The organism is Pseudomonas sp. SJZ103 (assembly GCF_007828335.1).
Classification (GTDB): Bacteria; Pseudomonadota; Gammaproteobacteria; order Pseudomonadales; family Pseudomonadaceae; genus Aquipseudomonas.
In genome coordinates this window covers 56062-82465 of record NZ_VIUN01000019.1, presented here as the reverse complement: position 1 = coordinate 82465, position 26404 = coordinate 56062, and the positions used below count along the sequence as shown (strand labels likewise).

The window sequence follows — 26404 nt, the reverse complement described above, 5'->3', positions numbered from 1 at the left end:
ACCTCACTTCGCCATCATGAACGTATGGATGCTGAACATGATCCATATCGACAGGCCAACCAGCAGCAGGATTACTATGCCTGCGAACACGAACGCAACCACGTTATCGCGCTGCTCTTTAGAGCGATCCAGGTGCAGGAAGTACACCAGGTGAACCAGAACCTGAATCACCGCGAACGCCAGCACGATCATCAAAGTGATCGACTTCGGCAGGGTCGGGTACATCACCAGACCGAACGGGATGAGCGTCAGGATTACCGACAGGATGAAGCCGATGGCGTACGACTTAACGCTGCCGTGGCTCGAATCATGGCTGTCATGGTCATGGGAGTGTGCATTAGCCATTACAGAGTCCCCATCAGGTAAACAACGGTGAAGACGCAGATCCAGACCACGTCCAGGAAGTGCCAGAACAGGCTCAGGCAAGTCAGGCGAGTCTTGTTGGTGTTGGTCAGGCCGTGTTTATTGACCTGATAAATCATCACCGCCATCCACAGCAGGCCGGCAGTAACGTGCAGACCGTGGGTGCCGACCAGCGTGAAGAACGCCGACAGGAAACCGGAACGGTGCGGGCCGTAGCCTTCGGAGATCAGCAGGTGGAACTCGTTGATCTCCATGCCGATGAAGCCCAGGCCGAACAGGAAGGTCATACCCAGCCAGGTCAGCACGCCTTTCTTGTTGCCCTTGTAGAAGGCCAACATGGCGAAGCCGTAGGTGATCGAACTGAACAACAGCAAGGCGGTTTCGCCGAGCACGTAAGGCAGTTCGAAGATGTCGTGGCCCGACGGGCCACCCGCTACGTTGTTTACCAGTACCGCGTACACCGCGAAGATCGACGCAAACAAGATGCAGTCGGTCATCAGGTAGAGCCAGAAACCGAAAACGGTCATCGGCCCCGAGTCGTGGTGATGGTCATCGTGCCCATGGTCATCGACATGGGCGTGTCCAGCATTGGTCACTAAGTTCGACATGGTTTAAGCCTGTTCCAACGAGGTTTCTACACGGTTGGCCGGGATTTTCTTCTCGGCGACCAGGCGAGCGTGCTGCTCGGCTTCGATGCGCTCGATCGTTTCGACCGGCACCATGTAGCCTTGATCATCACGTGCTGCGTGGACAATGAAGTAGCCGATGGTGCCCACCAGGCTCACGATTGCCAGCCACCAGATGTGCCAGATCATCGCGAAACCGAACACGGTCAACAGCGCACCCATCACCACGCCAGTGGCGGTGTTGCTTGGCATGTGGATCGGCTCGTAGTGCTTAGGCTTCTGGTACGCAGTACCGTCTTCCTTGGCTTCGGTGAACGCATCGATGGTGTTCGCAGTCGGGATCACCGCGAAGTTGTAGAACGGTGGTGGCGACGAGGTCGACCATTCCAGGGTGTGGCCATTCCATGGGTCGCCGGATTCGCAAGCGTTCTGCTTACGGTCACGGATGCTCACGTACAGCTGGATCAACTGGCAGGCGATACCCACAGCGATCATGATTGCACCGAACATGGCAACGTACAGGTACGGCACCCACTCAGGGTTGGTAGTAGCGTTCAGACGACGGGTCATGCCCATGAAGCCCAGTGCATAGAGCGGCATGAACGCGACGAAGAAGCCCGAGATCCAGAACCAGAATGCAGCCTTGCCCCAACCTTCGTGCAGCTTGAAGCCGAACGCTTTCGGGAAGTAGAAGCTGAAACCAGCGATGTAACCGAATACAGCACCACCGATGATCACGTTGTGGAAGTGAGCGATCACGAACAGGCTGTTGTGCAGTACGAAGTCAGCACCCGGGATGGCCAGCAGTACGCCAGTCATGCCGCCGATGGCGAAGGTCACCATGAAGCCCAGGGTCCACAGAACCTGGCTGGTCATGCGCAGACGACCGTGATAGATGGTGAACAGCCAGTTGAATAGCTTCACCCCCGTCGGGATGGAAATCAGCATCGTCGCCAGGCCGAAGAAGGCGTTGACGCTGGCCCCCGAACCCATGGTGAAGAAGTGGTGCAGCCACACCATGAAGCCCAGTACAGAGATTGCGCCCGATGCATAAACCATCGAGTGGTGACCGAACAGGCGCTTGCCGGTAAAGGTCGAGATCACTTCGGAGAAGATACCGAACGCTGGCAGGATCAGGATGTACACCTCAGGGTGACCCCATGCCCAGAACAGGTTCACGTACATCATTGGATTGCCACCAAGTTCATTGGTGAAAATGTGGAAATCCAGGTAACGGTCAAGCGACAGCAGCGCCATGGTAGCGGCCAGGATCGGGAACGAAGCCACGATCAGCACGTTTGCCCAGGTGCAGGTCCAGGTGAAGATCGGCATGTCCATCAGTTTCATGCCAGGGGCGCGCATTTTCAGGACGGTGGCCAGGAAGTTGACCCCCGTCAGCGTCGTCCCGAGTCCTGATAACTGTAGCGCCCAGATGTAGTAGTCCACACCCACGCCAGGGCTGTATTGCAAGCCAGACAGTGGCGGATACGCAACCCAACCGGTCTTGGCGAACTCGCCGACGCCCAGGGACACGTTGATCAGCACCACGCCGGAAACCAGCAGCCAGAAGCTCAGGGAGTTCAGGAACGGGTAGGCAACGTCACGCGCACCGATCTGCAGCGGCACCGCAAGGTTCATCAGGCCGGTGAAGAAAGGCATCGCCATGAAGATGATCATGATCACACCGTGGGCGGTGAAGATCTGGTCATAGTGTTCAGGCGGCAGGTAGCCAGGCGAACCTTCGGTGGCCATGGCCAACTGGGTACGCATCATGATGGCGTCGGCAAAACCGCGCAGCAGCATGACCATGGCAACGATGATGTACATCACGCCGATTTTCTTGTGGTCGACCGACGTCAACCACTCGGTCCACAGGTAGGTCCACTTCTTGAAATAAGTGATTGCTGCAAACAGTGCCAGACCACCCAGCGCGATCATGGCGATGGTAATCATCACAATCGGCTCGTGGAACGGGACCGCATCCCAACTTAATTTACCAAACATCGTTTACTCCTCTGCCCCAGCAGTTGAATGCGAGCCCGTGTCAGAACCTTCAACCGCGGCCACTTCTTTCTTCTCGTGCTTGACCGGCTTGCCTGGTTTCATACCTTCGTACTTGTCGACGATTTTCTGAAACAGGTTCGGCTCATACGCGGAGTACAGGGCGACTGGGTTGTTCTGGCTTGGTTTGGTCAGGGCATCGTATTCAGCTTGATCAAGCTGTTTAGGTGCGGCCTTGACTTCGGCTACCCAGGCGTTGAAATCTTCCTGGCTCGTCGAGATCGCTTTGAATTTCATGCCGGTGAAGCCAGCGCCGCTGTAGTTCGCGGAGATGCCTTCCATTTCAGCTTTTTCGTTGGCGATCAGGTGCAGGCGTGTCTGCATGCCGGCCATCGCGTAGATCTGACCGCCCAGGGCTGGGATGAAGAACGAGTTCATCACGGCGTCGGAGGTGATCCGGAAGTTAAGCGGGGTGTTTTCCGGGAAACGGATCTGGTTAACCGTGGCGATACCCAGGTCCGGGTAGATGAACAGCCACTTCCAGTCCAGCGCGACCACTTCGATGTTGATCGGCTTGACGTCGGACTCCAGCGGACGGTACGGGTCCAGCTCGTGGGTCGACTTATAGGTGATGTAACCCAGGGCGATGATGATGAGGATCGGAACCAGCCACACCGCGATTTCAATCTTGGTGGAGTGCGACCACTTCGGCGCGTAGGTCGCGCTGGTGTTCGACGCGCGGTATTTCCAGGCGAAGGCGAAGGTCATGATGATCACAGGCACCACGACCAACAGCATCAGCAGGGTGGCAGTGATGATCAGGTTTCGTTGATCCAGACCGATCTGTCCTTTCGGGTCCATCAAGGTCCACTTGCAGCCTCCCAGCATTAACATCATGCCAAGCAGCGGCAAAAAGCCTAGTAATCGGGGGTACCTGTTTTTACTCATCTCACGACCTCTAAAGCAGCTTGCGCAATGCAGTTGGGTTTTGATCGCCAACACTTCACCCTGCCAAGGGTTGGCATTTCTCTTCGATTGAATAAGAGCCTGCCCGTCACGTCATATAGGTACGCTTCACGAGCCTGCGGTGAGTTCTTATTCGATTTCGTGGTTAAAGGCCTTGTTACAGACCAATTCCCTTTGGTGCGGATAGTTGAAAGGCTGCCGGAACCTTGGGGTCGCACAGAGCCGTCCATCTGCCCCTCGACCGCTCCAGTGCTCAAAGATTGAGCAGCACCGGACATTCAGTGCGGGCGATTGTAGTTAGCTGGCGATGTATAAACCATGTCTTATAAAGAAATAATTTTTATCGATTACAGCAATAATCCTTCACCAATATTGCAAAGGTTCGCGATCTTATCGCGTTCGATTCCCAACAAAAACCACAAAAATTGCCGTGTTATAGGGCAATCCGTCACGGCCCTTACACCCCGTAAGGGCCTGCAAAACCTAACCAACCCCCCAGAAAACAAGGCATTCGGACATCACTCAAAGCCTTGTACGGCGTGAGGTACGCGCTGTCACCCAAACCACGAACTGACAGCACATCTTGGAGGTTTCTTGCAAATTTAAGCGCTGGTTTGGCAGGTCAGAAACGTCCTGCGGCGGCTTCCGTGTGACAACATGTCGCACATTGCGCGCACCCAAAATTGTCCGGCGTCACGTTCTGTTCACAAAACCCTACATGCAAAACGCCCCGGCCTTCCTTGAAGAAGGGCCGGGGCGTTTTGCTGATGGATTCACGCCTTGCGCTGGCGATTACGATAGATACCCAGGGGCACCAGGATGACCGTCAGCACGAACGCCACCAGCGCCCATTGCGCCAGGGACAAGCCGAGTACCGGCGGGTATGGGGTGCTGCAGAAACCGTCGACCTGGAAGCCCAGCGGGAAAACCTTGGCCAGGGGCAGGTCGTCGACGATAGGTTGCAGCACATCGATGCCGCAGCTGACCTGCGGGAAGAATTGGGTGTACACATGGTGGCCGGCTGCGGCCACCCCACCGAGGGCGCTGAGTACCACCAGGCCTTCGAACAGCGTGATAGCACCTTTGCTGCGCATGGCCGCGCCAATGAACGCAAAGATCGCAATCAGCAGCAAAGCGTAGCGCTGCAGGATGCACAACGGGCACGGCGCCTCGCCCAACACCACCTGCATGTACAACGCACCACCGATCAGTGCCAGGCAGATGATGCCCAGCAACACCAGAAAGCGCCGCTCCCTGCCTAAACGCAATTCGTCACTCATCCCCGTATCCCTTTGTTTGGTTGTGCCAATGGCCGCAAGTTTACACACAGAGAGTGGTTTAAACAGAGAGGGGTTAACAGGGGATTAATCGGGAAGAACAGAGATCCAAATGTGGGAGGGGGCAAGCCCACTCCCACATTTTTGACCGTGTTACTCCAACGCCGCAGCCGGGCCGAAGAATTCGTAGCGGCTTTGTTTTTCCGGTACACCGAGGGCCTTGAGGTGGCGCTTGATCGCCGCCATGAAACCTTTAGGGCCGAGGAAGTACGCGTCCAGGTCACGTTGCTCCGGCAACCACGCCGCCAGTTGCTCCTGGCTCAGCAGGCCGACTGTATCCGCCGCCGGGCTCACGCCGTCGTCCTCGGCATAGCAATAGAAGCGCTTGAGCTGCGGGTGCTTGGCCGCCAGTGCATCCACCCAATCACGGAACGCATGCACCCCGCCATTGCGCGCGCAGTGGATAAAGTGCACCGGACGCTCGGTGGCCAGTGCCGCTTCCAGCATCGGCAAGGTTGGGGTGATCCCTACCCCGCCGCTGATCAGCACCAGCGGTTTATCGCTGGCCGCCAGAGTGAACTCGCCCGACGGCGGAAACAGGTCAATCGTCGCACCGACCTGCAACTGGTCATGCAGGTAGTTGGAAACCCGCCCGCCGGCCTCGCGCTTGACGCTGATGCGGTACTGACCCGCATCACTCAACGCCGACAATGAATAGTTGCGGCGCACTTCCTCACCGTCGAGCACCAGCTTCATGCCGATGTATTGGCCCGGCGCGGCAGCGAGGATCGCCCCGTTGTCCACCGGCGCGAAATAGAAGGAGGTAATCTCGGCGCTCTCTTCCACACGCTTGACCACGGTAAACGCCCGCGCACCGCGCCAGCCGCCGGGGGCCTGGGCTTTCTCGGCATAGATGGCCGCTTCGGCGCCAATCAGGATATCCGCCAGTTGGCCGTAAGCGGCGCCCCAGGCACTCATCACCTCAGGGGTGGCGATCTCGCTGCCCAGCACCTCGGAAATCGCCCGCAGCAGGCAAGCGCCCACAATCGGGTAATGCTCCGGCAGGATCTGCAAGGCCACGTGCTTGTTGATGATCTTCGCCACCAAGTCGCCCAGTTGGTCGAGCTGGTCGATATGCCGTGCGTACATCAATACGCCATTGGCCAGGGCGCGGGGCTGGTCACCGCTGGCCTGGTGGGCCTGGTTGAACAGCGGGCGGACCTCAGGGTACTCGGAGAGCATCATGCGGTAGAAATGGGTGATCAGCGCTTCGCCGCCGCTTTCCAGCAGGGGCACGGTGGATTTGACGATGGCACGGTCTTGGGCACTAAGCATGGGAGCCTCCTGGGCTTCTTTACTGATTACCCTTAGCTACTCAGTATTCATGCCAACTAATAAATCCTTCCATTTCAACGATTTGAATAATATGTAGTCAGTATGACCTCCTACACTTTATAGTCATAAGGACTACAAGGAGTCATTATGACTGCACACTCGCTGCTCACCACCCTGCTGCCGCTGGTCGCCGACCTGTCACGGGAACTGCCCGAAGGCGAACGCTATCGACGCCTGCTGCAAGCCATGCGCGCCCTATTGCCGTGTGATGCGGCCGCACTGTTGCGCCTGGACGGCGAATCGCTGGTACCGCTGGCGGTGGATGGCCTGAGTGCAGACACTCTGGGCCGCCGCTTCAAGGTCAGCGAACACCCGCGCTTCGCCGTGCTGCTCAGCAGCCCTGGGCCCACACGCTTTGACAGTGACAGCGAATTGCCCGATCCCTACGACGGCCTGGTCGATGGCTTGCACGGTCATCTGCAAGTGCACGACTGCATGGGCTGCCCGCTGTTCGTCGACGACCAGCCCTGGGGCCTGCTGACCCTGGATGCCCTCAATACCGAGCGCTTCGAACGCGTGGAACTGGAAGCCTTGCAAGCCTTCGCCAGCCTCGCCGCCGCCACCGTCAACGTGGCCGAACGTATCGAACGCTTGGCGTTGCGGGCCGAAGACGAACACCAGCGCGCCGAGATCTACCGCCAGGCCAGCGGCCAGCAGCACAAGGAAATGATCGGCCAGAGTAAAACCCACAAGCGCCTGGTGGATGAAATCAAGCTGGTGGGTGGCAGCGACCTCACGGTGCTGATCACCGGCGAAACCGGGGTGGGCAAGGAACTGGTGGCCCAGGCCATTCACGCGGCGTCGTCCCGGGCAGATAAACCCTTGATCAGCCTCAACTGTGCGGCCCTGCCGGAAACCCTGGTGGAAAGCGAGTTGTTCGGCCATGTACGCGGCGCCTTTACGGGCGCGCTGAATGAACGGCGCGGCAAGTTCGAGCTGGCGAATGGCGGCACGTTGTTTCTGGATGAAGTGGGCGAGCTGTCGCTGAGCGTGCAGGCCAAGCTGCTGCGGGTGCTGCAAAGTGGCCAATTGCAGCGCCTGGGCTCGGACAAGGAACATCAGGTGGACGTGCGCCTGATAGCCGCCACCAACCGCGACCTCGCCGACGAGGTGCGCAACGGCCGCTACCGCGCCGACTTCTACCATCGCCTGAGCGTGTACCCGCTGCAAGTGCCGGCCCTGCGCGAGCGCGGGCGTGATGTGTTGCTGCTGGCCGGCTTCTTCCTGGAGCAGAACCGCTCACGCATGGGCCTGGGCAGCCTGCGCCTGACCAGCGATGCCCAAGCGGCGCTGCTGGCCTATAACTGGCCGGGCAATGTGCGGGAGCTGGAACATTTGATCGGGCGCAGTGCGCTGAAGGCACTGGGTAACTGTCGCGAGCGTCCAAAGATTCTGAGCCTGAGTGCCCAGGACCTGGACTTGCCCGATGTCAGCGCGCCGGTGATCGAAGCACCGACAGAAGCCGCCCTTGCCGTCACCGGTGACCTGCGCCAGGCCACCGAGCACTACCAGCGCCAAGTGATCAACGCCTGCCTGGAGCGCCACCAGCACAACTGGGCCGGCGCCGCCCGCGAACTGGGCCTGGACCGCGCCAACCTGGGCCGAATGGCCAAGCGCCTCGGTATGAGATAGCAAGGCCAACTCAGTCAACTGTGAGAAATGCAGGAAATATGGGAGGGGGCTTGCCCCCTCCCGCACTAGACCTGCTTTGCCTGAAGGATCGGATTCACCGGCTGAGCCACCTTAGGCTTACGAAACACCAACACATTCCCCAGCATCACCAGCACCAACCCCGCCAACGCCGGCGCGGTCCACTGGTAGCCTTCGGCAAACGCCGACACATTCAGCGCCACCACCGGGAACAGCACCGTGCAATACGCCGCACGCTCCGGCCCCATGCGCCCTACCAACGTCAGGTAAGCGGTAAACCCAATCACCGACCCCGGAATAACCAGGTACCACAGCGCACCGATGTACCGTGTGCTCCAGTCCATCTCAAACGGAATGCCCCACACCACGCAGTAGGTCGCCAGCATCAAAGATCCATACAACATGCCCCAGGCATTGGTGGTCAGCGGCCTCAAACCGGCCTTCTGCTGCAGACTCGACAGCATATTGCCCGCCGAGAAACACATCGTCCCCAGCAACGCCAACCCCAAACCCAGCAAGGTCTGCGGGCTGGCGGTGTGCCCCACCAGTTCCGGCCAGAACAGCAAGCCCAAACCCGCCAACCCGAGGCCGCCGCCCATCAACACCGTGCGCGCCACCCGCTGGCCGAAAAACACCCGGGAGTTCAGGGCATTCCACAGCGTGGCCGTAGAAAACACCACCGCCACCAGGCCGCTGGGGATCCACTGGCTGGCCGTGAGAAAGCACATGAAGTTGACGCAGAACAGGCACAGCCCCTGGGCCACACAGATCAGGTGCCCGCGCCGGTTCATCACCTGCAACTTGCGACTGACCAGCAGCAACGCAAACAACACCAGGGCCGCCAGGCCGAAGCGGTAGACGATGGACACGGGAATCGCCACCACGCCCAGTTGCCATTTAAGGGCGATCCAGGTGGTGCCCCAGATCAGCACGGTGAGTAGATACAGGGAAAGGTTCATAGCGGGCTCCATCGATTGAGCCACAGTGTCGCCTTCACCCCGGGCAAGGCTCTTGCACAATCTTGCGCTTTTGTCGGGCGATGGGATCACAGCGCCCGTATCGCGGAGTAGGATGCAAGGCGTCGGAGAACACACCATGTCAGACCTGGAATCCCTGCAAGTCTTCCAAGCCCTTAACCGCTCGCCCAACGCACGCCTGGAAGCCTGCGCCGAGCTCGGTGACGGCTTGTCCGCGGCCTTGTGGAGCAACCATCATGATTCCCAGGACTACCAGGCGCCCAGCCATCACACCTTGTCCTGCTATGTCGGTGGCGGCACCGGCACGTTTCGGCGGGGCCAACCGGGCACCAAGGGTGGACCGGACAAGCTGTGCATCCTGCCTGCCGAGCACCAATCGGCCTGGGTGATCAACGGTGAAATCCGCCTGGCCCACGTGTATTTCAGCCCGCAACAATTTGCCCTGGGCTGCGTTACCCTGCTTGACCGCGAACCGCGCACGCTGGAACTGCGGGAAAGTACCTTCCTGGAAGACCAGCGCCTGGCCCGACGCTTCCACCAGTTGATCGCCCTCAACTGGCACGAGCCCGCCGAACGCCTGCTCACCAGCAGCCTCGCCCATGAAATGCTCAGCCACACCCTGCTCAGCCAGGTGGGCGCCCGCGAAGGCCTGCGTTTAAAAGGCGGGCTGGCCGCCTACCAACGACGGTTGCTGGTGGACTACATCGACCAGCACCTGGAAGACCCCATCAGCCTTGGGCAACTGGCTGGGTTATGTACGTTGTCGGAGTACCATTTCGCACGGATGTTTCGCCAGAGTTTCGGCCTGCCGCCCCATCAGTACCTGCTGGCGCGCCGGCTGACCCGCGCGCAAAACCTGCTGCGTGGCGGCGCCCTGCCGTTGGGCGAGATTGCCTTGCTGTGCGGTTTTTCCAGCGCCAGCCACTTTACCCATCGCTTCCGCCAGGCCACGGGCGCCACGCCCGGCGAATACCGTCAGGCGTTCATCTAAACCATCAAGCCCAAGGTCTTGGCCTTGGCCACCGCCTGGGTGCGCCGCTCTACACCGAGTTTGCTGTGAATGCGCCGCGCGTGGGTCTTGACGGTGTGCAGGGAGATAAACAGGCGGTCGGCGATCTCGAGGTTGGAACTGCCTAGGGCGATCAGTTGCAGCACTTCCAGTTCGCGCTGACTCAAGGGGTTTTCCACCGTGCCGGGTGTTGATGCCTGAGGTTCCAGGCCCAGCTCACTCAGCAATCCCGGCGCACGCAAACGCAGTTCGCGAATCGCTTGTTGCACCTGGCAACGCCCGGCCAGTTCCAGGCCGGCTTGCAGCGAGCGGCGCGCCGAGGCCGGATCCCCCAACTGCCAGGCGACTTCGCCCAGCACCAGGTGCAGTTCGATTTCCAGGCAAAGCATGCCGCGCTGATGGGTGGCTTGCAGCAAGGCGTTGAGCCGTTCCACCGGTTGATCGGCGCAGCCCAGTTTCACCTCCGCCAGCACCAACAGGTATTCAAGACGCGGGATCAGTTCCAGGGTGGCCGGCGGTGCTTGCTTGGCCTGCGGCCCACGAAAGTGACGCAGCACGCGGCGCACCGCTTCCACGGTCAATTCGGCGCGCCCCTGCTGCAACCAGAAGTGCCCGCTGACCAACAGCAGCACCGCGCGGTACACCGTGTCCGGAACCTGGCGTTGCTGCATCAGCCGCTCGGCCTCACGCAACTGGATAAAGGCCTGGGCGTAATCGCCACGGTTGGCAGCCAACAGCGCCAGGCCGAGAAAGCCGTAGAGCACGCGCTTGTCCTGGCTGTGCAGGCACATCTTCAAGCCCGTGTCGAAACACTCGGCCGCCAGGCTGTCCTGGCCTTGGCGCAAGGCCAGGTGCCCGCGTCGCAAGGCAATACGCCCCACCAAGGGACCGGCCTTGAGCCGCTGTTCAAGCAATATGGCTTGTACATTTTCCAGCAGGCTCTGAGCCCTGTACGGTGCACCGCGCTGTTCCAGCAATTGAGCGTGATCCAGCTCAAGCAGCGCCTCCAACAGTAACGAACCATGGGCGCGCGCCAGGCACAGCGCTTCACGGTTCAGGCCTTGGGCCACGTCCAGTTCGCCGCGCAACAAGGCTTGCTGGGTCAGGCCCGACAGGCACATCAGCCGCGAGGTCCACGCGCTGTCGGGCAAGGCTTGCAGCGCCTCAAGAAAATGCAGGCGCGAGCCCTCGGCATCGCCGCCCAGGTGCAGCAACCAGCCCCATTGCGCCTGCCAGCGCGCCAATAAATACCGCTGTTGCGCCGCCGTCGGTTGCGGGGCAAACCGGGCCAGTTGATCGATGCACACCGCCGCCTGTTCGAAGCGCCCGGCAAACAGCAACGCCGCCGTCACCAGCCCCACCAGTTGCGCCGAGCCGAGCATCAATTCATCGCCATGCTGCTCATGCAGGTGCAACAGCAAGACGGCATTCTGCTGGCGGAACAGGTCCTCGAAGCTGAAGTGCTGCAACAGGCTCACCGCCATTTCATATTCTTCGGCCAGCAGCGCCTGTTCGAAGGCGGCCTGCCAGTCCTGTTCGGCGCAGAACCATTGGCAGGCGCGCCGATGCCAGGAGCGTTTGGCCGGCCAGGGCTCGTCCTGCATCAGGCGCGCCAGGGGCGGAAAAACCTGCAGCCAGCCGGTGTCTTCCCACGGTTGGATAAAGGCGCCGAGCACCTGCAAATCCCTCAGGTACTGGTCACCGTCACCCGCGCCGAACAAGTGCTCGCACAGGCCGGTGTTGAAGCGCGGCAGATGCGCCAGTACGCGCCAGGCCTCCGCCAGTTCCGGCGGCAGTGTGCTGAACAGCTCGTGTTGCAGGTAGTCGAGCAAGGTCTTGTCGGGGTGCCCATCGCCCAGCAGCGCGATGCGCACACCCGCGCACCAGCCGGCGCTGAACTGCAGCACGCTGTCGACCGAATGCGCGGGCGCATGGCTGAGCAGTTGCTGGATTTCCGCAGGGTTGAAGGCCAGTTCTGCGCCACATTCGAGCAACTCATCGTCGAGCAGCAGGCGCGGCCAGTTGCACGCCGGTCGCCGCCGCGCGCCCAGCCACCAAGTCAGGGCCGGGCTACTGGCGGTGAGCAGACGGTCGAGCAAGGCGTCGGTGTCGGGCGTTGGCAAGCGGCAAAAATCATCGAGGAACAGCCATGCCGAGGCCTGCCAGCGGCTGAGGTCGAGCAGCAAGGTGGTTTCATCGGTAAACGTCAGGCCCAGGTTTTGCGCGAGCCGCAGGCACAGGTCGAGGGGGCTGAGGGTCGCGCCATTAAGCGGCAACCAGTACACCTGGCAACCCGCAGGCGCCTGCAACGCACATTCGGCGAGCAGCGCGCTCTTGCCACTGCCACCGGGGGCGCAGAGTAATTTGACCCTGGCCGGGGCCGTCAGCAAGGGCTCGGCCAGGCGGGGGCGCAGCAGATGGTGAGCGGACAGCCGGGGCATGAATCCAGGACGGTCCAGGCAGCGTGTCATGGCAGTCATTGCTGCATCCTGCTTTTTTATTGTTATGCAACCTGGTGCTTACCCTAGTCCTGTGGCGGGTGGTTGTTGAAGAAGTATTCAGCAGGGTGATTGAAGGCCATGCACAAAACCCCATGTGTAAAAAAACCACTGTGGGAGGGGGCAAGCCCCTTCCCACATTTGACTGCATTTCATATTGGGATCAGCGTACGCCTTCAGCCCTCAACGCCGCCGGGGTGTAGTCCGCTGCCTTGGCCGCAAAGCCGAACACGAAGCTGCTCTTCTCCTCGTTTTTCATGCCCAGTGCGATATAGCGCCCGGCAATGATGTCGTACAAGGTCTCGACGGTGTAGGCCGGCACCTGGTGGTCGTAGTAGAACTGCGAATGACCTTCGGCGACACGCCACAGTTGGCCACGACCGTCGTAGTGATCCACCAGCGCGACTTGCCAGCTGTCTTCGTCGATGTACATATGGCGCTTGGCGTAGATGTGCCGCTCGCTTGGCTTGACCGTGCCGATCACTTCCCACACGCGGTGCAGTTCGTAACGGGTCAGGTCCTGGTTGATGTGACCGGCCTTGATGATGTCGTCGTATTTGAGCGACGGCGAATCGAGCTTGTAGCTGTTGTAGGGGATGTACATCTCTTTCTTGCCCACCAGCTTCCAGTCATAGCGGTCGGGGGCGCCGGAGAACATGTCGAAGTTGTCGGTGGTGCGCAGGCCGTCGGACGCGGTGCCCGGGCCGTCATAGGACACTTGCGGCGCGCGGCGCACGCGGCGCTGGCCGGCGTTGTAGATCCAGGCCAGGCGCGGTTCCTTCACCTGGTCGAGGGTCTCGTGCACCAGCAGCACGTTACCCGCCAGGCGCGCCGGGGCGGTCACCGATTGCTTGAAATAGCTCAGCACGTTGGCCGCCTTAGCCTGGTCGATATCGGGAATCGCCTGAGGCACCGCCACTTCCTCCTCGAAGCGGATCGGCGTGTAGCTGCCATTGGTCTGCGGGGTGGCCTGGGTAATGATGCGGCGCAGGTTGCCGCCGTGATAACGGGTGATGTGGTTCCACAGCACCTCCACGCCATTCTTCGGAATCGGGAAGGCGTAGTAACGGTTACCGGTGAAGTTTTCCAGGCCGTTACCGTCGTTGATCGCCTTGACGTTCAGCGCGCTGCGCTTGATCGACTCGTAGATATCCGGTGGCAGGTTGACCGTACGGTGGCTCGGGTAGACCGGGATCTTGTAGGTCTCGGGGTAACGCTTGAACATCGCCACCTGGCCGTCGGAGAGTTTGTCTTTGTACTTGTCGACGGTGGCCGCGGTGATCACGAACAGCGGTTTTTCACTGGCGAACGGGTCGGCGAGGAAGCCCTTGCTGTCCACCGCGCCGGCGTTTTTCGGGATGCCACCGGTCCACGCCGGGATCGAGCCATCGGCGTTGCCAGCCTTTTCAGCGCCGACCGGGGTCAGAGTAGTGCCCAGCTTGGCCGCCTCTTCCGGCGACACCGCCGCCATCACGTGGGAGGCCAACAGGCTGAGGGCCAACACTGCAATTGTCTTACGCATGGATTCTTGTCCTTCTTTAAGCCAAATCAGAAGTTCACGCCGAAGCTGAGGGCGAGGAAGTCGCGGTCGGTCAGGGTGTTGTAGTCGCCACCAAAGAAGTCGGTGTAACTGAGGCTGGCGGTGTAGGTGCTGCGGTAGTCCGCATCCACGCCGACGCTGATGGCCTTGGCGCCTTTGTTGAAGATCCCGTTGGGCCCGTAGCCGGCCACGTCATGGGACCAGGACAGGTTGGGCTTGAGGTTCACCCCGAAAATGGCGTTGTTGTAGTCAAGGATCGCCCGAGCTCGGTAGCCCCAGGAGGTGGATGTGACGAAACCGTCGGTGTCACCCTCGAAACCGTAAGCGCCGTAGACCGAGTCGCGGCCGTAACGCAGTTTGGATTTGTCTTCCAGGCCGGCGACGTGGACCACCGCCGCTTCGCCTACCAGGGTCAGGCGTTCAGCGCCCAGCACCTGGTCGAAGAACTGGGTCATGGTGCTTTGGATCTGGGTGATTTCCTTGCGGCGGTAGCCTTTGTTGTCGGCGCCGAAAGAGGAACGAATCGGCGATGCCGCATTACCCGCAATCGGGTTGATCAGGGCCAGGGTCAAGTCAGTGGTATTGAGCTGCACCGGTGCATTCGGGCGGTAGCTGATCTCACCGGTCCACGCCGTGCCGGTGGGCAAGGTGGTGGAGAAGCTGGCGCCGAACAGGCGGATGTCTTCCGGGTAGTCGAGGTAGTACTGGCCACGGCCGAGCATGGTGCTCTGGGCCAGGGCCGAACCGAAGCCGGCCGGGGCAGCCGCCGCGATACCACCGATGGTCGCCAGATTGGTGTTGGCGGTAATCGTGCCCACGGTCGGCGTGCGGCTGTGGTAGTTCATGAAGTACAGGCCGTACTCCGTGTCATCGCCCAGCCAGCGCAAGGCTGCACCGAATTGGCCGGAGTCCCGTGCATCGCGGTCACCGGCACGCTGCACCACCACACCTTCGCGGGTCACCACAAAGCCTTGGCCGCGAGCCGCTGCAATCGGTTGCAACGGCGCAATCGCCGGGCTACCCACCGTGTAGTTGCCGGTGCAGCCATCCGCCGCCACGTCACCGCCAAAGAACGTGCCGCAGTTATCCAGCACCGTCTGGTCCCACTCCAACTGATAGAACCCTTCCACGGTCAGTTGGTTGGTCAGGCTCTGGGACGCGAACAGCATGTTGACCGGAATCAGCCCTTCCTTGATCTCGGCACCCGGTCGACGGAACGCCGACACGTCAATCGGGTTGATGCTGTTGATGGAGTTGCCGATGAAGGTACTTTCGCCCCAACTGACCACCTGCTTACCGGCGCGCACGGTGCCCGGCAGGTCGCCCAGGGAATAGTTGTGATAGACAAACGCATCGAGGATCTGCGCACCGCTGGATTTGGCGCCTTCCTTGCGGTTGTGGTCGCTGATCTGCTTGAACTCGCGGTCTTCGTCCTTGAGTTCGAAGTCGTACCAATACTTGCCACGCACGAACACACCGGTGTCGCCGTACTTCAGTTCCAGGTCGTGCAGGCCCTTGAAGATCTTGGAAAAGGTCTCGCCCTTCTTGAAGTTGAGGCGCCCGTCATCTCCCGTGGAAGCCTGGCCCGTGCCGCCATTGACGGTGCCCACGAGTTTTTTATCGGCATCGCGCATGCCCCAGCTCGAGCCGACCGACAGCGAGGAGTCGAATTGCCCTTCGATCTCGCCAATGTTGAAAGAAACAGCCTGTGCCTGGGCACAGCAACCCAACGCAACCGCAGCGGCCAGCGCCTGTGGCGTGAAGATGGCGCGCATTATTGTTTTTGTCATGCGTCTTCCCCGGTGAGTGACAGAAGGCCCCACCCTACTGCCGCGCATCAGGAGCGATAAGCGCACCAAGGAGGGATTCGTGTTGTCGCTCGAAAGGATTACAGGCCGCTCTGGCCTGGGTCTGGGCGAGGGCATGGACCGGGTGGATGGTGGGTTATCAAGAAAATGGATGGCGACTTGGGCGACTGTTGCCATATCGGTAACAGTCCTTGTCCTGAACAGCTATTACTCATTTTGTTACAAGAGACTATTCTTGCCTGGCTTTCAGGGCAAACCGCCCGCTTCCGCTCTCGGGAGAAAAGCCGATCTTGAATAGATTGAAGTGTTTTTTCAGTCTGTTACCCGTGTTCACTGACGTTGATTTGTCGCTCCTTGATCCAACGTCTTACTTCAGCCGCTGCGTTTGCCGCGGCTTTTTTTTGCCTGAAATAAAACGGGGCGCCATCAGCGCCCCGTGGGATTCAAGCTTTTTCAAGCAACGATCACAGGCTGTACTTCTGCAAGTTCGCCATCATTTCCTTTAACGCTTCGATATTGTCCTTGGGATGGGCTGCGCCTTCGAAGTCGCAGATCTGCGCCCAATGTGCCGCCACATCGTCTGGCGAGAACCCGGCCTCTGGGTCAAAGCCTACGCCCAGGCTGCGCTCCCAGCGGGTCTTGCCGATCCAGCCGCCACCCACCTCGAACAGCCCTGAAGTTTCCTGGCACGCGTCGCTGCCCAGGTACACCACCAGCGGGCTGACCAATTCCGGCTTGAGGCGCTCGAACACTTGCGGCGGGATCAGGCCTTCGGTCATGCGTGTGGCGCCGGTGGGGGCGATGGCATTGACCAGGATGTTGTTCTTGCGCCCTTCCAGGGCCAGGGTGCGGGTCAGGCCGTACAGCCCAAGCTTGGCCATGCCGTAGTTGGACTGGCCGAAGTTGCCGTAGATGCCCGAGGTGGACGCGGTGAAGATCACCCGTCCGTAGCCTTGCTCACGCAGGTGGGGCCAGGCGGCGCGGGTGACTTTGTAGGCACCTTCGACATGCACCCGGTAAACCAGGTCCCAGTCGGCGTCGTCCATTTTGTGGAAGGTTTTGTCGCGCAGGATGCCGGCGTTGTTGACCACCACGTCGATGCGGCCGAAGACGTCGAGGGCGTTCTGGACGATCTTGTCACCGTCGGTGACAGAGTCATGGTTGGCCTCGGCGATACCGCCCGCCTCGCGAATCTCTGCCACGACCCGGTCGGCAGCGGACGCATTGGCGCCCTCGCCCTGGGTGGAACCGCCGAGATCGTTGACCAGTACCTTGGCCCCGTGTCTGGCGAACAGCAGCGCATGGGCCCGGCCCAATCCGCCGCCGGCACCGGTGACGATCACGACCTTATCCTGGAACTGTACTGACTCACTCATACCGAACTCCGATGGCGACAATGGGATGGGTTTGAGTGTCCGGCAAGGCGCCGCCGGTCACAATAAATACGGCTGGGGCTGAATGGTGCTCGATAAGGCTGAGGGATGATGACTCGTCTCTCTGTAGGAGCGAGCTTGCTCGCGAAAAATCCCAGAGCGCCGCGTGGTGTCAGGATTCCCACGTTATCGTTGACGATTTTCGCGAGCAAGCTCGCGCCTACAGAAAAGGATTCGGGATCAGGAATAGGCCACTTGCGAGGCCGGCCGCGCGACCCGATCACGAAACGCCTGGTAGTGCTTGAGCACCTGCACCGGTGCCTCGATCTGCGGGTAGTGGCCGATATTGGCCAGCAACACCGTGTCGGCGTGGGGCACCAATTGCTGGTAGCGCTCGACCATATGCGCGCCGGAGATCGGGTCAACTTCGCCGTCGATCACCCGCAACGGCACTTCGCCGCGCTGCATCGCGCCGACCCAGCGATCACGCAGGCGACGGCGCTGGGGGACGTAAGCGATCAGTTTGTGCAGGATGCGCGTGCCGTCGTTGCCGTTGATCAGGCTCCAGAAGTCATCCAGGGCACTTTCACTGGGGCGGGTGTCGGGGCCGAATATCTGGCCGAAGCTGTCAGACAAAGCGCTGCGCCCGAAGGCACGGCCGATCATCCAGCCCAGGGGGCTGAGCAAGAGTTTTTGCACCAGGGCCAGGCGATGGGTTTCGGGGAATAACCCGCCATTGAGGAACACACAACTGGCCATCTCAAACCGGCCCTCGTAGTGCCGGGCCAGGAGTTCCTGGGCAACGCTGTCACCGTAGTCATGGGCCAACACATGCACCGGCTGCTCCACCCGCAAGTGTTTGAGCAAGGCCTGTTGCAAGTCCGCCTGTTCCAGCAGGCAATAATCGTGGTCCAGCGGCTTGGCCGAGTCACCGAAGCCGAGCATGTCGCAGGCGATCACCAGATTGCGCTGGACCAGGGGTTGCCACAGGTAATGCCAATCCCAACTGGCCGTGGGGAAGCCATGGATCAGCAGCAGCGGTTCACCCTGCCCGGCCACCCAATAGCGAATGGTACGGCCGCGAAAGACGAAATCCTGACCACGCTTGCGCCAGGCTCTGAGCGGGATCTCGGCGAGTGGCATCAGCTGTTATACCCCGGGGCTTGCAGGTCCAATTTGCGCAGCAAGGCCGGCCAGGCCAGCGCGCCACCCATGCCTTGGGCGCTCTTGGTAACACCCGCCACCATCGCCTTGGCACCGGCAAGAATCTGCGGCCCGATGGGGATCAATTCGGCGCCGCCGTTTTGCGCCAGCACCTGGATTTCGCAGGCGCGCTGGAAGATGAACATCATCAGGAAGGTGTCGGCGATGGTACTGCCGCAGGTCAGCAGGCCATGGTTGTGCAGCATCAGGAAATTGTTATCACCGAGGTCGGCCTGCAAGCGGGCTTTTTCTTCGTGGTTCAAGGCCACGCCTTCGTAGGCGTGATAGGCCAGGCTCGACAGCACGAATAGCGATTGCTGGCTGATGGGCAACACGCCCTGCTTCTGCGCAGCGACGCCGACACCCGCGGCGGTATGGGTGTGCAGCACGCACGTCACATCGTGGCGAACTTCATGGATGGCACTGTGGATGGTATAGCCCGCCGGATTGATTTCGTAGGGGCTGTCCATCAGTTTGTTGCCGGCCTGATCGACCTTGACCAGGCTGGACGCGGTGATCTCGTGGAACATCAGCCCATAGGGGTTGATCAGGAAATCATCGGTGCCCGGCACCTTGGCCGAGATATGGGTGAAGATCAGATCATCCCAGCCATGCAGCGCCACCAGGCGATAGCAGGCCGCGAGGTCGACGCGGATCTGCCATTCGGCAGCGCTGACCTGATCTTTGACATTCTGCGGCGATAGAACGGGGGCTAGGCTCACGGCAACGACCTCCTTGGCGCACTGTCTTATTGTTATTTTTTTGTGTGATGGGCCAGTCTAGTCAGACCTCATGCCTGCCGTAGTTGCCTTGGCAGCCAGCTTGATGACCGAGCGGGTCAGCTCAGAGAATAGTTGAATTTTGTTTAAAGCGCGTCAGAGAAGCGCCGCCAGAAAAGGCACGGCGAACAGGTTGAGCAACCCCGTCAACACCATCACCAGGCCGGCGACCGAGCCCTCTTCGCCGCCCACTTCATGAGCTCGGCTGACACCCGCACCGTGGGCCCCCACGCCAAACAACGCGCCACGAGCCAGGGGCGTACGCAGCGGCAGCCATTTGAGCAATACACCACCGAGCATGGCGCCGAACACACCGGTGAACATCACAAACACCGCCGTCAACTCCGGCACGCCACCAAGGTCGGAAGACACCGGCATGGCGAACGGTGTGGTGATCAAGCGCGGCACCAGCGACATCGTCACCGAACTGTCCAGCGCCAGTGCCTTCGCCAGGCCGAACGAGGTCGCGATCGATGCCACGCTGCCCGCCACCATGCCCAGCAGCAACGCCGGCCAGTGCCGCGCCAGCAAGCGGCGCTGCTGCCAGATCGGCACGGCAAACGCCACAGTGACCGGGCCCAACACCAGCATCAGCCAGTGGGTGTCGGTGGCGTATTCGGCATAGGCGGTGTGCATCGGCACGGCGACCGCCAACAACAGCGCAGGTACCAGGATCAGCGGCGACAGCAGGTAGCGCCCGGTGCGCCGGTAAAGCCAGCGGCTGAACACGTAGGCGCCCAGGGTCAAGGCGAGCCAGAACACCGGCATCAGTTCAAGCTTCATGGCGCAATCTCCAGCGGCACACGGCTTCCACCGTAAACGCCGTGACCAGCATCACCGCCAGCGTGCTGAAGCCGATCACCAACAGGATGCGCCAGCCGTCGTTGCGCAGCAGGCCGCCGTAATCGAGCAGGCTCATCAGGGCCGGGATGAAGAACAGCAGCATCTCGGCCATCAACACCCCGGCGCCCAATTGCAGCGCCGCCGGCTTGACCAGGCCACTGGCGAACGTTGCCAGCAGCAGGCCCAGGCCCATGACGCCACCGGGGATGGGCAAGGCCAGCCAAACCGCCAACTGGGTGCCCAGCAGATAAATCGCGAGCAGCACGACCAGTTCAGTCAGCAAACGGGCAAGGTGTTTGAAGGGAAAACGTTTCATGGGCTTTGGGTCCTCGCAGGCCTCCATTTTAGAGAGCGACCTTCCATCCCCATAGCGAATTGTTAGACTGCCAACTATTCCAAACTGGAATCAAGGCAATGGAATTCAAACAGCTGCGCAGCTTTGTCGAAGTGATCCACCGAGGCGGGTTTACCCAGGCGGGGAAAACCCTGCATATCAGCCAGTCCGCCGTCAGCAAGCAGGTCGCACAATTGGAGCAAAGCCTGGGCACGCCGCTGCTCGACCGTATCGGCTCGCAGATCCGCCTGACCGCCGCTGGTCAAGTCGTGCTGCAACGCGCCGAAGCCATGCTGCGCTTGCAGTCCGAATTGCTCAGCGAACTGGACGATATGCACCACCTCACCCGCGGTGAACTGCGCCTGGGCCTGCCATTGCTGGCGGGCGACACGCTGTTCGCCGGGTTGTTTGCCGAGTACCGCCGACGCTACCCGAACGTCACCATCCAGTTGCTGGAGGGCGGCAGCCGCAATATCGAGCAGGCGATTCTGAACGGTGAACTGGAAGTAGGAGGCAGCTTGAAGCCCAATGACCCGGCGTTTGCCTGGCAAGCCTTTTGCGATGAACCACTGGATGCACTGCTGCCGATTGACCACCCTCTGGCAGACAACGCCCAGGTACGCCTTGAAGAATTGGCTGACACGCCGTTCCTGATGTACCAGCGCAGTTTTGTGCTCAATGATCGTCTGATGCAGGCGTGTCAGCAGTTGGGCTTTACCCCGAAGGAAATCGGCCGCAGTGGCCAGGCAGATTTCCTCGCCGCGTTGGTGGCCGCCGGCCAAGGGGTGGTGCTGTTGCCCAGCGTGGTCGCCCGTGGGCTGGTGCGACCTGGCGTGGTGCGCCTGACGTTGAAGGCGCCCGACTACCTGCGCTGGGACATTGCCTTTATCTGGCGTGAGGGCGCCTATCTATCGAAAGCCGCCCAGGCCTGGCTGGCGTTGTTACGCGAATTCCCGGTCAAGCGCGCAGTGCAGTGACCAGCTCGGCCAGCCACGGCTCTGCGTCGGTTTCCGGAGTGACACTCTCGCTGGCGTCCAGGCGCAGCATCGGCAGCACTTCACGCACACCCAACTCGCCGAACAGCTCGCGCATTTGCTCGCCGCCGCCGCAGAAGGTATCGCCGTAGCTGGCGTCGCCCAGGCCGATCACCGCGCCGGGCAGGCCACGCCAGGCGGCGGGCAGTTGGTCGCGAAGGGTTGAATACAGGGGTTGCAGGTTGTCGGGCAATTCACCCATACCGGTGGTGGAGGTCACCGCCAGAAAGGCTTGCGGACTGAAGGCTTGTACATCCGCCAAGGTCGCACGGGGGTTGTGCCAGGCCTCGAAGCCGGCCTTGTTGAGGATGTCGGCGGCGTGGCGGGCGACTTCTTCAGCCGTGCCGTACACCGAGCCGGAAAGGATGGCGACTTTCATCAATCTGATCCTGTAGTTGAGCGAAAGCCTGGGATATTAGCAGCTGGCGCAAATATTTCAGCGCCCGCCGTGCAAGATTCAAGGCATGTCTTAAACTGGCAACTCCGACCCAAAGCCATGGACCGCGCAATGATTAACGCCAAGCTGATGCACATGGTGATCAACGCTTCCAACGACGGCATCGTCATCGCTGAAAGAGAAGGCAAGGACAAGCCGCTGATCTACGTAAACCCCGCATTCGAACGGCTGACCGGCTACACCCTCGACGAAATCCTCTATCAGGATTGCCGCTTCCTGCAGTCAGGCGACCGCGACCAGCCGGCCCTGATAGCCATCCGCGAAGCGTTGGAGAACGACGGTGCCTGCCGGGAAATCCTGCGTAATTACCGCAAGGACGGCAGCCACTTCTGGAATGAACTGTCGCTTTCAACGGTTTATAACGCGGCGGACAAACAGACGTATTTCGTCGGTGTACAAAAGGACGTCACGCTCCAGGTCAAGGCCCAGCAGCGTGTCGCGCAGTTGGAAGGCGAACTGGCGCAGGTCAAGGCCGAACTGGCAGCGCTCAAAGCGACAAATGGATTAAACAAAATTTAGAAAGTGCAGGCATAAGAGCGGATAATGGCACTTTAATACCCCTCTATTGAGCAAGCACGATGCGACGCAATGCGCTTCTGACCCAGGATGAGCTGGATTTCATTCAGAATATGCAACACAACCCGCAACTCAACCTGCGGGATGCTTCGTCGAGCCTGACCGTCAACGGCGGTGCACAGATTCGCGACTTGCTCACCCGCCTGGCCGCCCACGACCATCTCACCATCCAGGCGCAGTTCAACAACCAGCAACTGACCTTCCCTCTGCATCTGGTGGAGGATGAGTTCAATGCAATGCATCTGCGTTTGGGCGTGCCGAGTATTTTCGAAGACGGCCCGATGATACGCCCGTGGCGCCTGGCGCTTGAAACGCCGGTGGCCCTCGAGAACATCCGGGGCAATGCCGGCGCCCTGTGGGTGCATGAGGTGTCATTCAAGGGTGTACTGGTGGAAATTCGCGGCCGGATCAAGCCGCCAAAAACCTTTTCCCTGTGGTTCAGCCCATCGGGCTACGAACGCATCGCGCTGCGCGGCGCGTTCGAGCGGGAAACGGCACGGGGCTTGTTTGCTTATCGCTTGAGCCAAAGCGACGTGGATGAAACCGAGCGCCTGCGTCAGTTCATCCTGCACCAGCACCGCCTGGCCCATCCGCACATGCATGCCTGAAATCAGGTATCCAGCCCGCCGCTGAGAAACTGTTGCAAGCGCCGCCGCATCAGGCGACCTTCATTGCCCAGGCAGCCAATGGACGTGCCGGCCAGGTCGTCCTGGGCAAGATCCGAAGCCGCACCCGCAAGAAGCAGCGGGCAATCCAGGGTCAACGCCAAGCGGTTCAAGCGCCCGGCAAGATCATGGTTATGCGAGTAATTGGAGAAGAGGACCAGGGCCTGTGGGTGAGTTTTCTCGCAGACCAGCGTCAACTCGTCAACCGGCTGCCCCATGCCCAGCACTTTCACGGCCAGGTCATCTCTGCTCATCAGGAGCGCCGCCACCAGCAACTCCAACTTACGGCACTCACCCGCCATGGCCGCCAGCAATACCCGCGGCACGGGTGAAGCGCACGCCAATTGCAGGCGCTCCAAGGCACGTACTCGCAGGAAGTTGTCGAAGAACAACCATTCGCTGGCCTGGCCGAAACGCCCCTGATGACGCAACAGCTCATTCCACAGGGGCATCAGAATGTCCTGGAACACCACGTCGAGTGGGTAGGTAGCCAGAACCTGCCCATACAAACGTTCCAGTTGACGGTCGTCGAAGTCGCTGATGACCTGCATCAACCGCGCCTGCCACTGCGGCCATTCACTTTCCTCGACGGCATCGCGCTGTGCACGAACGGCTTCGGCCTGCTGATCGTCACGAGCGAGAATCTTGCCCACTTTGCTCACGGCCACGCCGCGCTCGATCCAATCGAGAACACGATGGACTGTCTGTATATCGACCTTGGAATAGAGGCGATGCCCACTTTCAGTGCGCGTGGGCTGTATCAGCCCATAACGGCGCTCCCAGGCACGCAAGGTGACCGGGTTGACGCCTGTCAATCTCGAGACTTCACGAATCGGAAACAGCTCATCGGAAGCGGTGGAATCCAGATGCGAAACACTATCAAGCGGAGCAGTAATCACGGGCATTTTAGACCAAAAAACCAACGTTAACTGGGCGCTCATTTAACGCCTTTACACCTGTCTTTTTCAAGTTTCCCGCTTTTCGGACCAATGTCGCTGGTGTATTCGGGTAAAACAGGAATAATCCTTGCCTGCTTTTTACACGTCGCTGCAACACCCCCGCAGCGTCGTCTGTGCGCCACCTACCCGGTTCAGCGCACCCGTACATTTGGAGATACACAATGTCTACCTCTCCCGTCACCTTGCTGGTTGCGCGCCGCGTGGCCAAAGGGCGCTATGAAGAACTGATGGCCTGGCTGCGCGAAGGCGAGCAATTGGCCACCGATTTCCCCGGCTATCTGGGCTCCGGCGTGCTGGCCCCACCGCCCAATGACGATGAATTCCAGATCATTTTCCGCTTCGCCGATGAGAAAACCCTGCACGCCTGGGAGTTTTCCGCCTCACGCAGTGCGTGGTTGAGCCGTGGGAGCGATTTATTCGCCGACCCGTCCGAGCACCGTGTACGGGGCATCGATGGCTGGTTTGGCGCAGCGGGCGCCCGTCCGCCACGCTGGAAGCAGGCGGTGGCGATCTGGCTGGCGTTTTTTCCGGTGTCGCTGCTGTTCAACTTCGTCCTGGGGCCGCTGCTCAGTGAACTCGAACTGGGCCCACGTGTGCTGGTCAGCACAATGGCACTCACGCCCTTGATGGTGTACTGGTTCATTCCGCTGTCGACCCACCTGCTGGCGAACTGGCTGCACCCAGCGCCTGCCCCCCGCAAGGCCTCCGAAGCGGCGGCGTGAGTACAGGGGCGGCCCGTCGCTGGTATGATTTGCGCCTGCCAGCGACGCGAGCCTCCCATGACTGCAACGAACGCCCCGATCCTGATCACCGGCGCCGGCCAGCGCGTCGGCCTGCATTGCGCCGAACGCCTGCTGGACGAGGGCCAACCGGTGATTTTCAGCTACCGCAGCGAACGCCCTGGCGTGCAGGCCCTGCGCGAGCGTGGCGCGGTCGGTGTGTTTGCCGACTTTTCCACTGAAGCCGGGATTCTCGCGTTTATCGCTGAACTGAACACACACACACAAAGCCTGCGTGCAATCATCCACAATGCTTCGGCGTGGGTCGCAGAGGCGCCGGGCGACGAAAGCCGCGCCTTTCGCGATATGTTCAGCGTGCACATGCTTGCGCCCTACCTGATCAACCTGCATTGTTCACCCTTGCTGCAACGCTCGACACCTGCCGACATCGTGCATATCAGCGATGACGTGGTGCGCAAGGGCAGCCGCCAGCACATCGCCTACTGTGCCACCAAGGCCGGGCTCGAGAGCCTCACGCTGTCGTTTTCCGCGCAGTTCGCGCCGCTGATCAAGGTCAACGGCATCGCCCCGGCGATGGTGATGTTCAACGAAGGCGACGACGCGGCCTATCGCACCAAGGTGCTGGCCAAGTCGGCCTTGGGCATCGAGCCCGGCCCCGAGGTGATCTACCAGAGTGTGCGTTACCTGCTGGACAACCCCTATGTCACCGGGACCACCCTGACCGTCAACGGCGGGCGGCATATCAAGTAAGCCGCTTGTGAGGATGTTGTATGACCTTATCCCTGCCCCACCATTACCGCGAGATCCTCAAGGGCCTGGGCGAAGACCCGGAACGCGAAGGCCTGCTCGACACCCCCAAGCGCGCCGCCAAGGCCATGCAGTACCTGTGTCATGGCTATGAGCAGAACCTCGAGGAAATCGTCAACGGCGCACTGTTCGCCTCCGACAATGACGAGATGGTGATCCTCAAGGACATCGAGCTGTATTCGCTGTGCGAGCATCACCTGCTGCCCTTTATCGGCAAGGCTCACGTGGCCTATATTCCGACCGGCAAGGTGCTGGGCCTGTCGAAGCTGGCGCGCATCGTCGACATGTTCGCCCGGCGCCTGCAGATCCAGGAAAACCTCACCCGGCAAATCGCCGACGCCATCCAGGAAGTGACCCAGGCGGCCGGTGTGGCCGTGGTGATCGAAGCCAAGCACATGTGCATGATGATGCGCGGCGTGGAAAAACAGAATTCAACCATGAACACCTCGGTGATGCTCGGCGCGTTCCGCGAGTCGAACACCACGCGCATGGAGTTCCTGCAACTGATTGGACGGAGCAAGTAG

The 26404-nt window shown here is 60.6% G+C and carries 25 protein-coding genes and 1 pseudogene; 8 read left to right on the top strand and 18 right to left on the bottom strand.

The window, feature by feature from the left end:
• Window positions 1-3: 3 nt before the first annotated feature.
• From cyoD to hmpA, 6 genes are all read right to left on the bottom strand, one after another.
• Window positions 4-345, bottom strand: coding sequence for a cytochrome o ubiquinol oxidase subunit IV (gene cyoD, locus FBY10_RS28460; RefSeq protein WP_131700273.1), 342 nt, complete (start codon window positions 343-345; stop codon window positions 4-6).
• Entirely contained in the window at window positions 345-971 is a 627-nt protein-coding gene (locus FBY10_RS28455) for a cytochrome o ubiquinol oxidase subunit III (RefSeq protein WP_131700272.1), read from the bottom strand. Before FBY10_RS28455 ends, cyoD begins: the two co-directional genes overlap by 1 nt.
• Before the next feature lie 3 nt (window positions 972-974).
• Entirely contained in the window at window positions 975-2993 is a 2019-nt protein-coding gene (gene cyoB, locus FBY10_RS28450; protein WP_131700271.1) for a cytochrome o ubiquinol oxidase subunit I, read from the bottom strand.
• A gap of 3 nt (window positions 2994-2996) precedes the next feature.
• Entirely contained in the window at window positions 2997-3938 is a 942-nt protein-coding gene (gene cyoA, locus FBY10_RS28445; RefSeq protein ID WP_027607622.1) for a ubiquinol oxidase subunit II, read from the bottom strand.
• Window positions 3939-4729: 791 nt separating this feature from the next.
• Window positions 4730-5236 carry a disulfide bond formation protein B gene (locus FBY10_RS28435; protein WP_131700270.1) on the bottom strand — a complete coding sequence of 169 codons (507 nt, stop codon included), beginning with the start codon at window positions 5234-5236 and terminating at the stop codon, window positions 4730-4732.
• A gap of 150 nt (window positions 5237-5386) precedes the next feature.
• Window positions 5387-6568 (bottom strand): NO-inducible flavohemoprotein, encoded by a 1182-nt coding sequence (hmpA, locus tag FBY10_RS28430; protein WP_145338500.1) that lies wholly within the window; start codon window positions 6566-6568, stop codon window positions 5387-5389.
• A 147-nt stretch (window positions 6569-6715) separates the two neighbouring features.
• On the opposite strand from hmpA, the gene norR reads away from it, so the two are divergent.
• A complete protein-coding gene (gene norR, locus FBY10_RS28425) occupies window positions 6716-8260 on the top strand; it encodes a nitric oxide reductase transcriptional regulator NorR (RefSeq protein WP_145338501.1) in 1545 nt (514 codons plus the stop codon).
• A 65-nt stretch (window positions 8261-8325) separates the two neighbouring features.
• Here the strand turns inward: norR and FBY10_RS28420 are convergent, their stop codons facing one another.
• Window positions 8326-9237: a DMT family transporter gene (locus tag FBY10_RS28420; RefSeq protein WP_145338502.1), complete on the bottom strand. Its 912-nt coding sequence runs from the start codon at window positions 9235-9237 to the stop codon at window positions 8326-8328.
• A gap of 136 nt (window positions 9238-9373) precedes the next feature.
• On the opposite strand from FBY10_RS28420, the gene FBY10_RS28415 reads away from it, so the two are divergent.
• Window positions 9374-10246, top strand: coding sequence for a helix-turn-helix domain-containing protein (locus FBY10_RS28415; RefSeq protein WP_145338503.1), 873 nt, complete (start codon window positions 9374-9376; stop codon window positions 10244-10246).
• Here the strand turns inward: FBY10_RS28415 and FBY10_RS28410 are convergent.
• From FBY10_RS28410 to FBY10_RS28375, 9 genes and pseudogenes are all read right to left on the bottom strand, one after another.
• Window positions 10243-12744, bottom strand: coding sequence for a LuxR C-terminal-related transcriptional regulator (locus FBY10_RS28410; RefSeq protein ID WP_131700265.1), 2502 nt, complete (start codon window positions 12742-12744; stop codon window positions 10243-10245). The two genes, FBY10_RS28415 and FBY10_RS28410, sit on opposite strands and share 4 nt — an antisense overlap.
• A 181-nt stretch (window positions 12745-12925) precedes the next feature.
• Window positions 12926-14284, bottom strand: coding sequence for a DUF1329 domain-containing protein (locus FBY10_RS28405; protein WP_131700264.1), 1359 nt, complete (start codon window positions 14282-14284; stop codon window positions 12926-12928).
• A 26-nt stretch (window positions 14285-14310) separates the two neighbouring features.
• Window positions 14311-16092 carry a DUF1302 domain-containing protein gene (locus FBY10_RS28400; protein ID WP_145338504.1) on the bottom strand — a complete coding sequence of 594 codons (1782 nt, stop codon included), beginning with the start codon at window positions 16090-16092 and terminating at the stop codon, window positions 14311-14313.
• A gap of 482 nt (window positions 16093-16574) precedes the next feature.
• Window positions 16575-17486: an SDR family oxidoreductase gene (locus FBY10_RS28395; RefSeq protein WP_131700262.1), complete on the bottom strand. Its 912-nt coding sequence runs from the start codon at window positions 17484-17486 to the stop codon at window positions 16575-16577.
• A gap of 95 nt (window positions 17487-17581) precedes the next feature.
• A pseudogene (locus FBY10_RS31925) lies at window positions 17582-17695 on the bottom strand (outer membrane lipoprotein carrier protein LolA); the annotation flags it as partial.
• Window positions 17696-17723: 28 nt separating this feature from the next.
• Window positions 17724-18626 (bottom strand): alpha/beta fold hydrolase, encoded by a 903-nt coding sequence (locus FBY10_RS28390; protein WP_145338505.1) that lies wholly within the window; start codon window positions 18624-18626, stop codon window positions 17724-17726.
• A complete protein-coding gene (locus FBY10_RS28385) occupies window positions 18626-19408 on the bottom strand; it encodes a class II aldolase/adducin family protein (RefSeq protein WP_145338506.1) in 783 nt (260 codons plus the stop codon). The genes FBY10_RS28390 and FBY10_RS28385 overlap by 1 nt, the downstream gene beginning before the upstream one ends.
• 153 nt (window positions 19409-19561) lie before the next feature.
• Window positions 19562-20248 carry an LrgB family protein gene (locus tag FBY10_RS28380; RefSeq protein ID WP_145338507.1) on the bottom strand — a complete coding sequence of 229 codons (687 nt, stop codon included), beginning with the start codon at window positions 20246-20248 and terminating at the stop codon, window positions 19562-19564.
• A complete protein-coding gene (locus FBY10_RS28375) occupies window positions 20238-20624 on the bottom strand; it encodes a CidA/LrgA family protein (RefSeq protein WP_145338508.1) in 387 nt (128 codons plus the stop codon). Before FBY10_RS28375 ends, FBY10_RS28380 begins: the two co-directional genes overlap by 11 nt.
• Before the next feature lie 98 nt (window positions 20625-20722).
• On the opposite strand from FBY10_RS28375, the gene FBY10_RS28370 reads away from it, so the two are divergent.
• Window positions 20723-21619, top strand: a complete 897-nt coding sequence (locus tag FBY10_RS28370) for a LysR family transcriptional regulator (RefSeq protein WP_131700257.1) — start codon at window positions 20723-20725, stop codon at window positions 21617-21619.
• Here FBY10_RS28370 and FBY10_RS28365 read toward each other — a convergent pair.
• Window positions 21600-22055, bottom strand: a complete 456-nt coding sequence (locus tag FBY10_RS28365; protein ID WP_131700256.1) for a flavodoxin — start codon at window positions 22053-22055, stop codon at window positions 21600-21602. The genes FBY10_RS28370 and FBY10_RS28365 overlap by 20 nt on opposite strands.
• Before the next feature lie 129 nt (window positions 22056-22184).
• On the opposite strand from FBY10_RS28365, the gene FBY10_RS28360 reads away from it, so the two are divergent.
• Both FBY10_RS28360 and FBY10_RS28355 read left to right on the top strand, forming a co-directional pair.
• Window positions 22185-22652 carry a PAS domain-containing protein gene (locus FBY10_RS28360; protein WP_131700255.1) on the top strand — a complete coding sequence of 156 codons (468 nt, stop codon included), beginning with the start codon at window positions 22185-22187 and terminating at the stop codon, window positions 22650-22652.
• Window positions 22653-22711: 59 nt separating this feature from the next.
• A complete protein-coding gene (locus FBY10_RS28355; RefSeq protein WP_131700254.1) occupies window positions 22712-23317 on the top strand; it encodes a hypothetical protein in 606 nt (201 codons plus the stop codon).
• Between the two features lie 2 nt (window positions 23318-23319).
• Here FBY10_RS28355 and FBY10_RS28350 read toward each other — a convergent pair whose 3' ends face one another.
• A complete protein-coding gene (locus FBY10_RS28350; RefSeq protein ID WP_145338509.1) occupies window positions 23320-24279 on the bottom strand; it encodes a MerR family transcriptional regulator in 960 nt (319 codons plus the stop codon).
• A gap of 215 nt (window positions 24280-24494) precedes the next feature.
• Between FBY10_RS28350 and FBY10_RS28345 the strand changes: the two genes are divergently transcribed.
• The 3 genes from FBY10_RS28345 to folE are packed head-to-tail and all read left to right on the top strand — an operon-like array spanning window position 24495 to window position 26404.
• A complete protein-coding gene (locus FBY10_RS28345) occupies window positions 24495-25055 on the top strand; it encodes an antibiotic biosynthesis monooxygenase (protein WP_131700252.1) in 561 nt (186 codons plus the stop codon).
• A 57-nt stretch (window positions 25056-25112) separates the two neighbouring features.
• Window positions 25113-25823, top strand: a complete 711-nt coding sequence (gene folM, locus FBY10_RS28340) for a dihydromonapterin reductase (RefSeq protein WP_145338510.1) — start codon at window positions 25113-25115, stop codon at window positions 25821-25823.
• 20 nt (window positions 25824-25843) lie between these two features.
• Complete coding sequence (folE, locus tag FBY10_RS28335) at window positions 25844-26404, top strand: GTP cyclohydrolase I FolE (RefSeq protein ID WP_024077360.1); 561 nt, start codon at window positions 25844-25846, stop codon at window positions 26402-26404.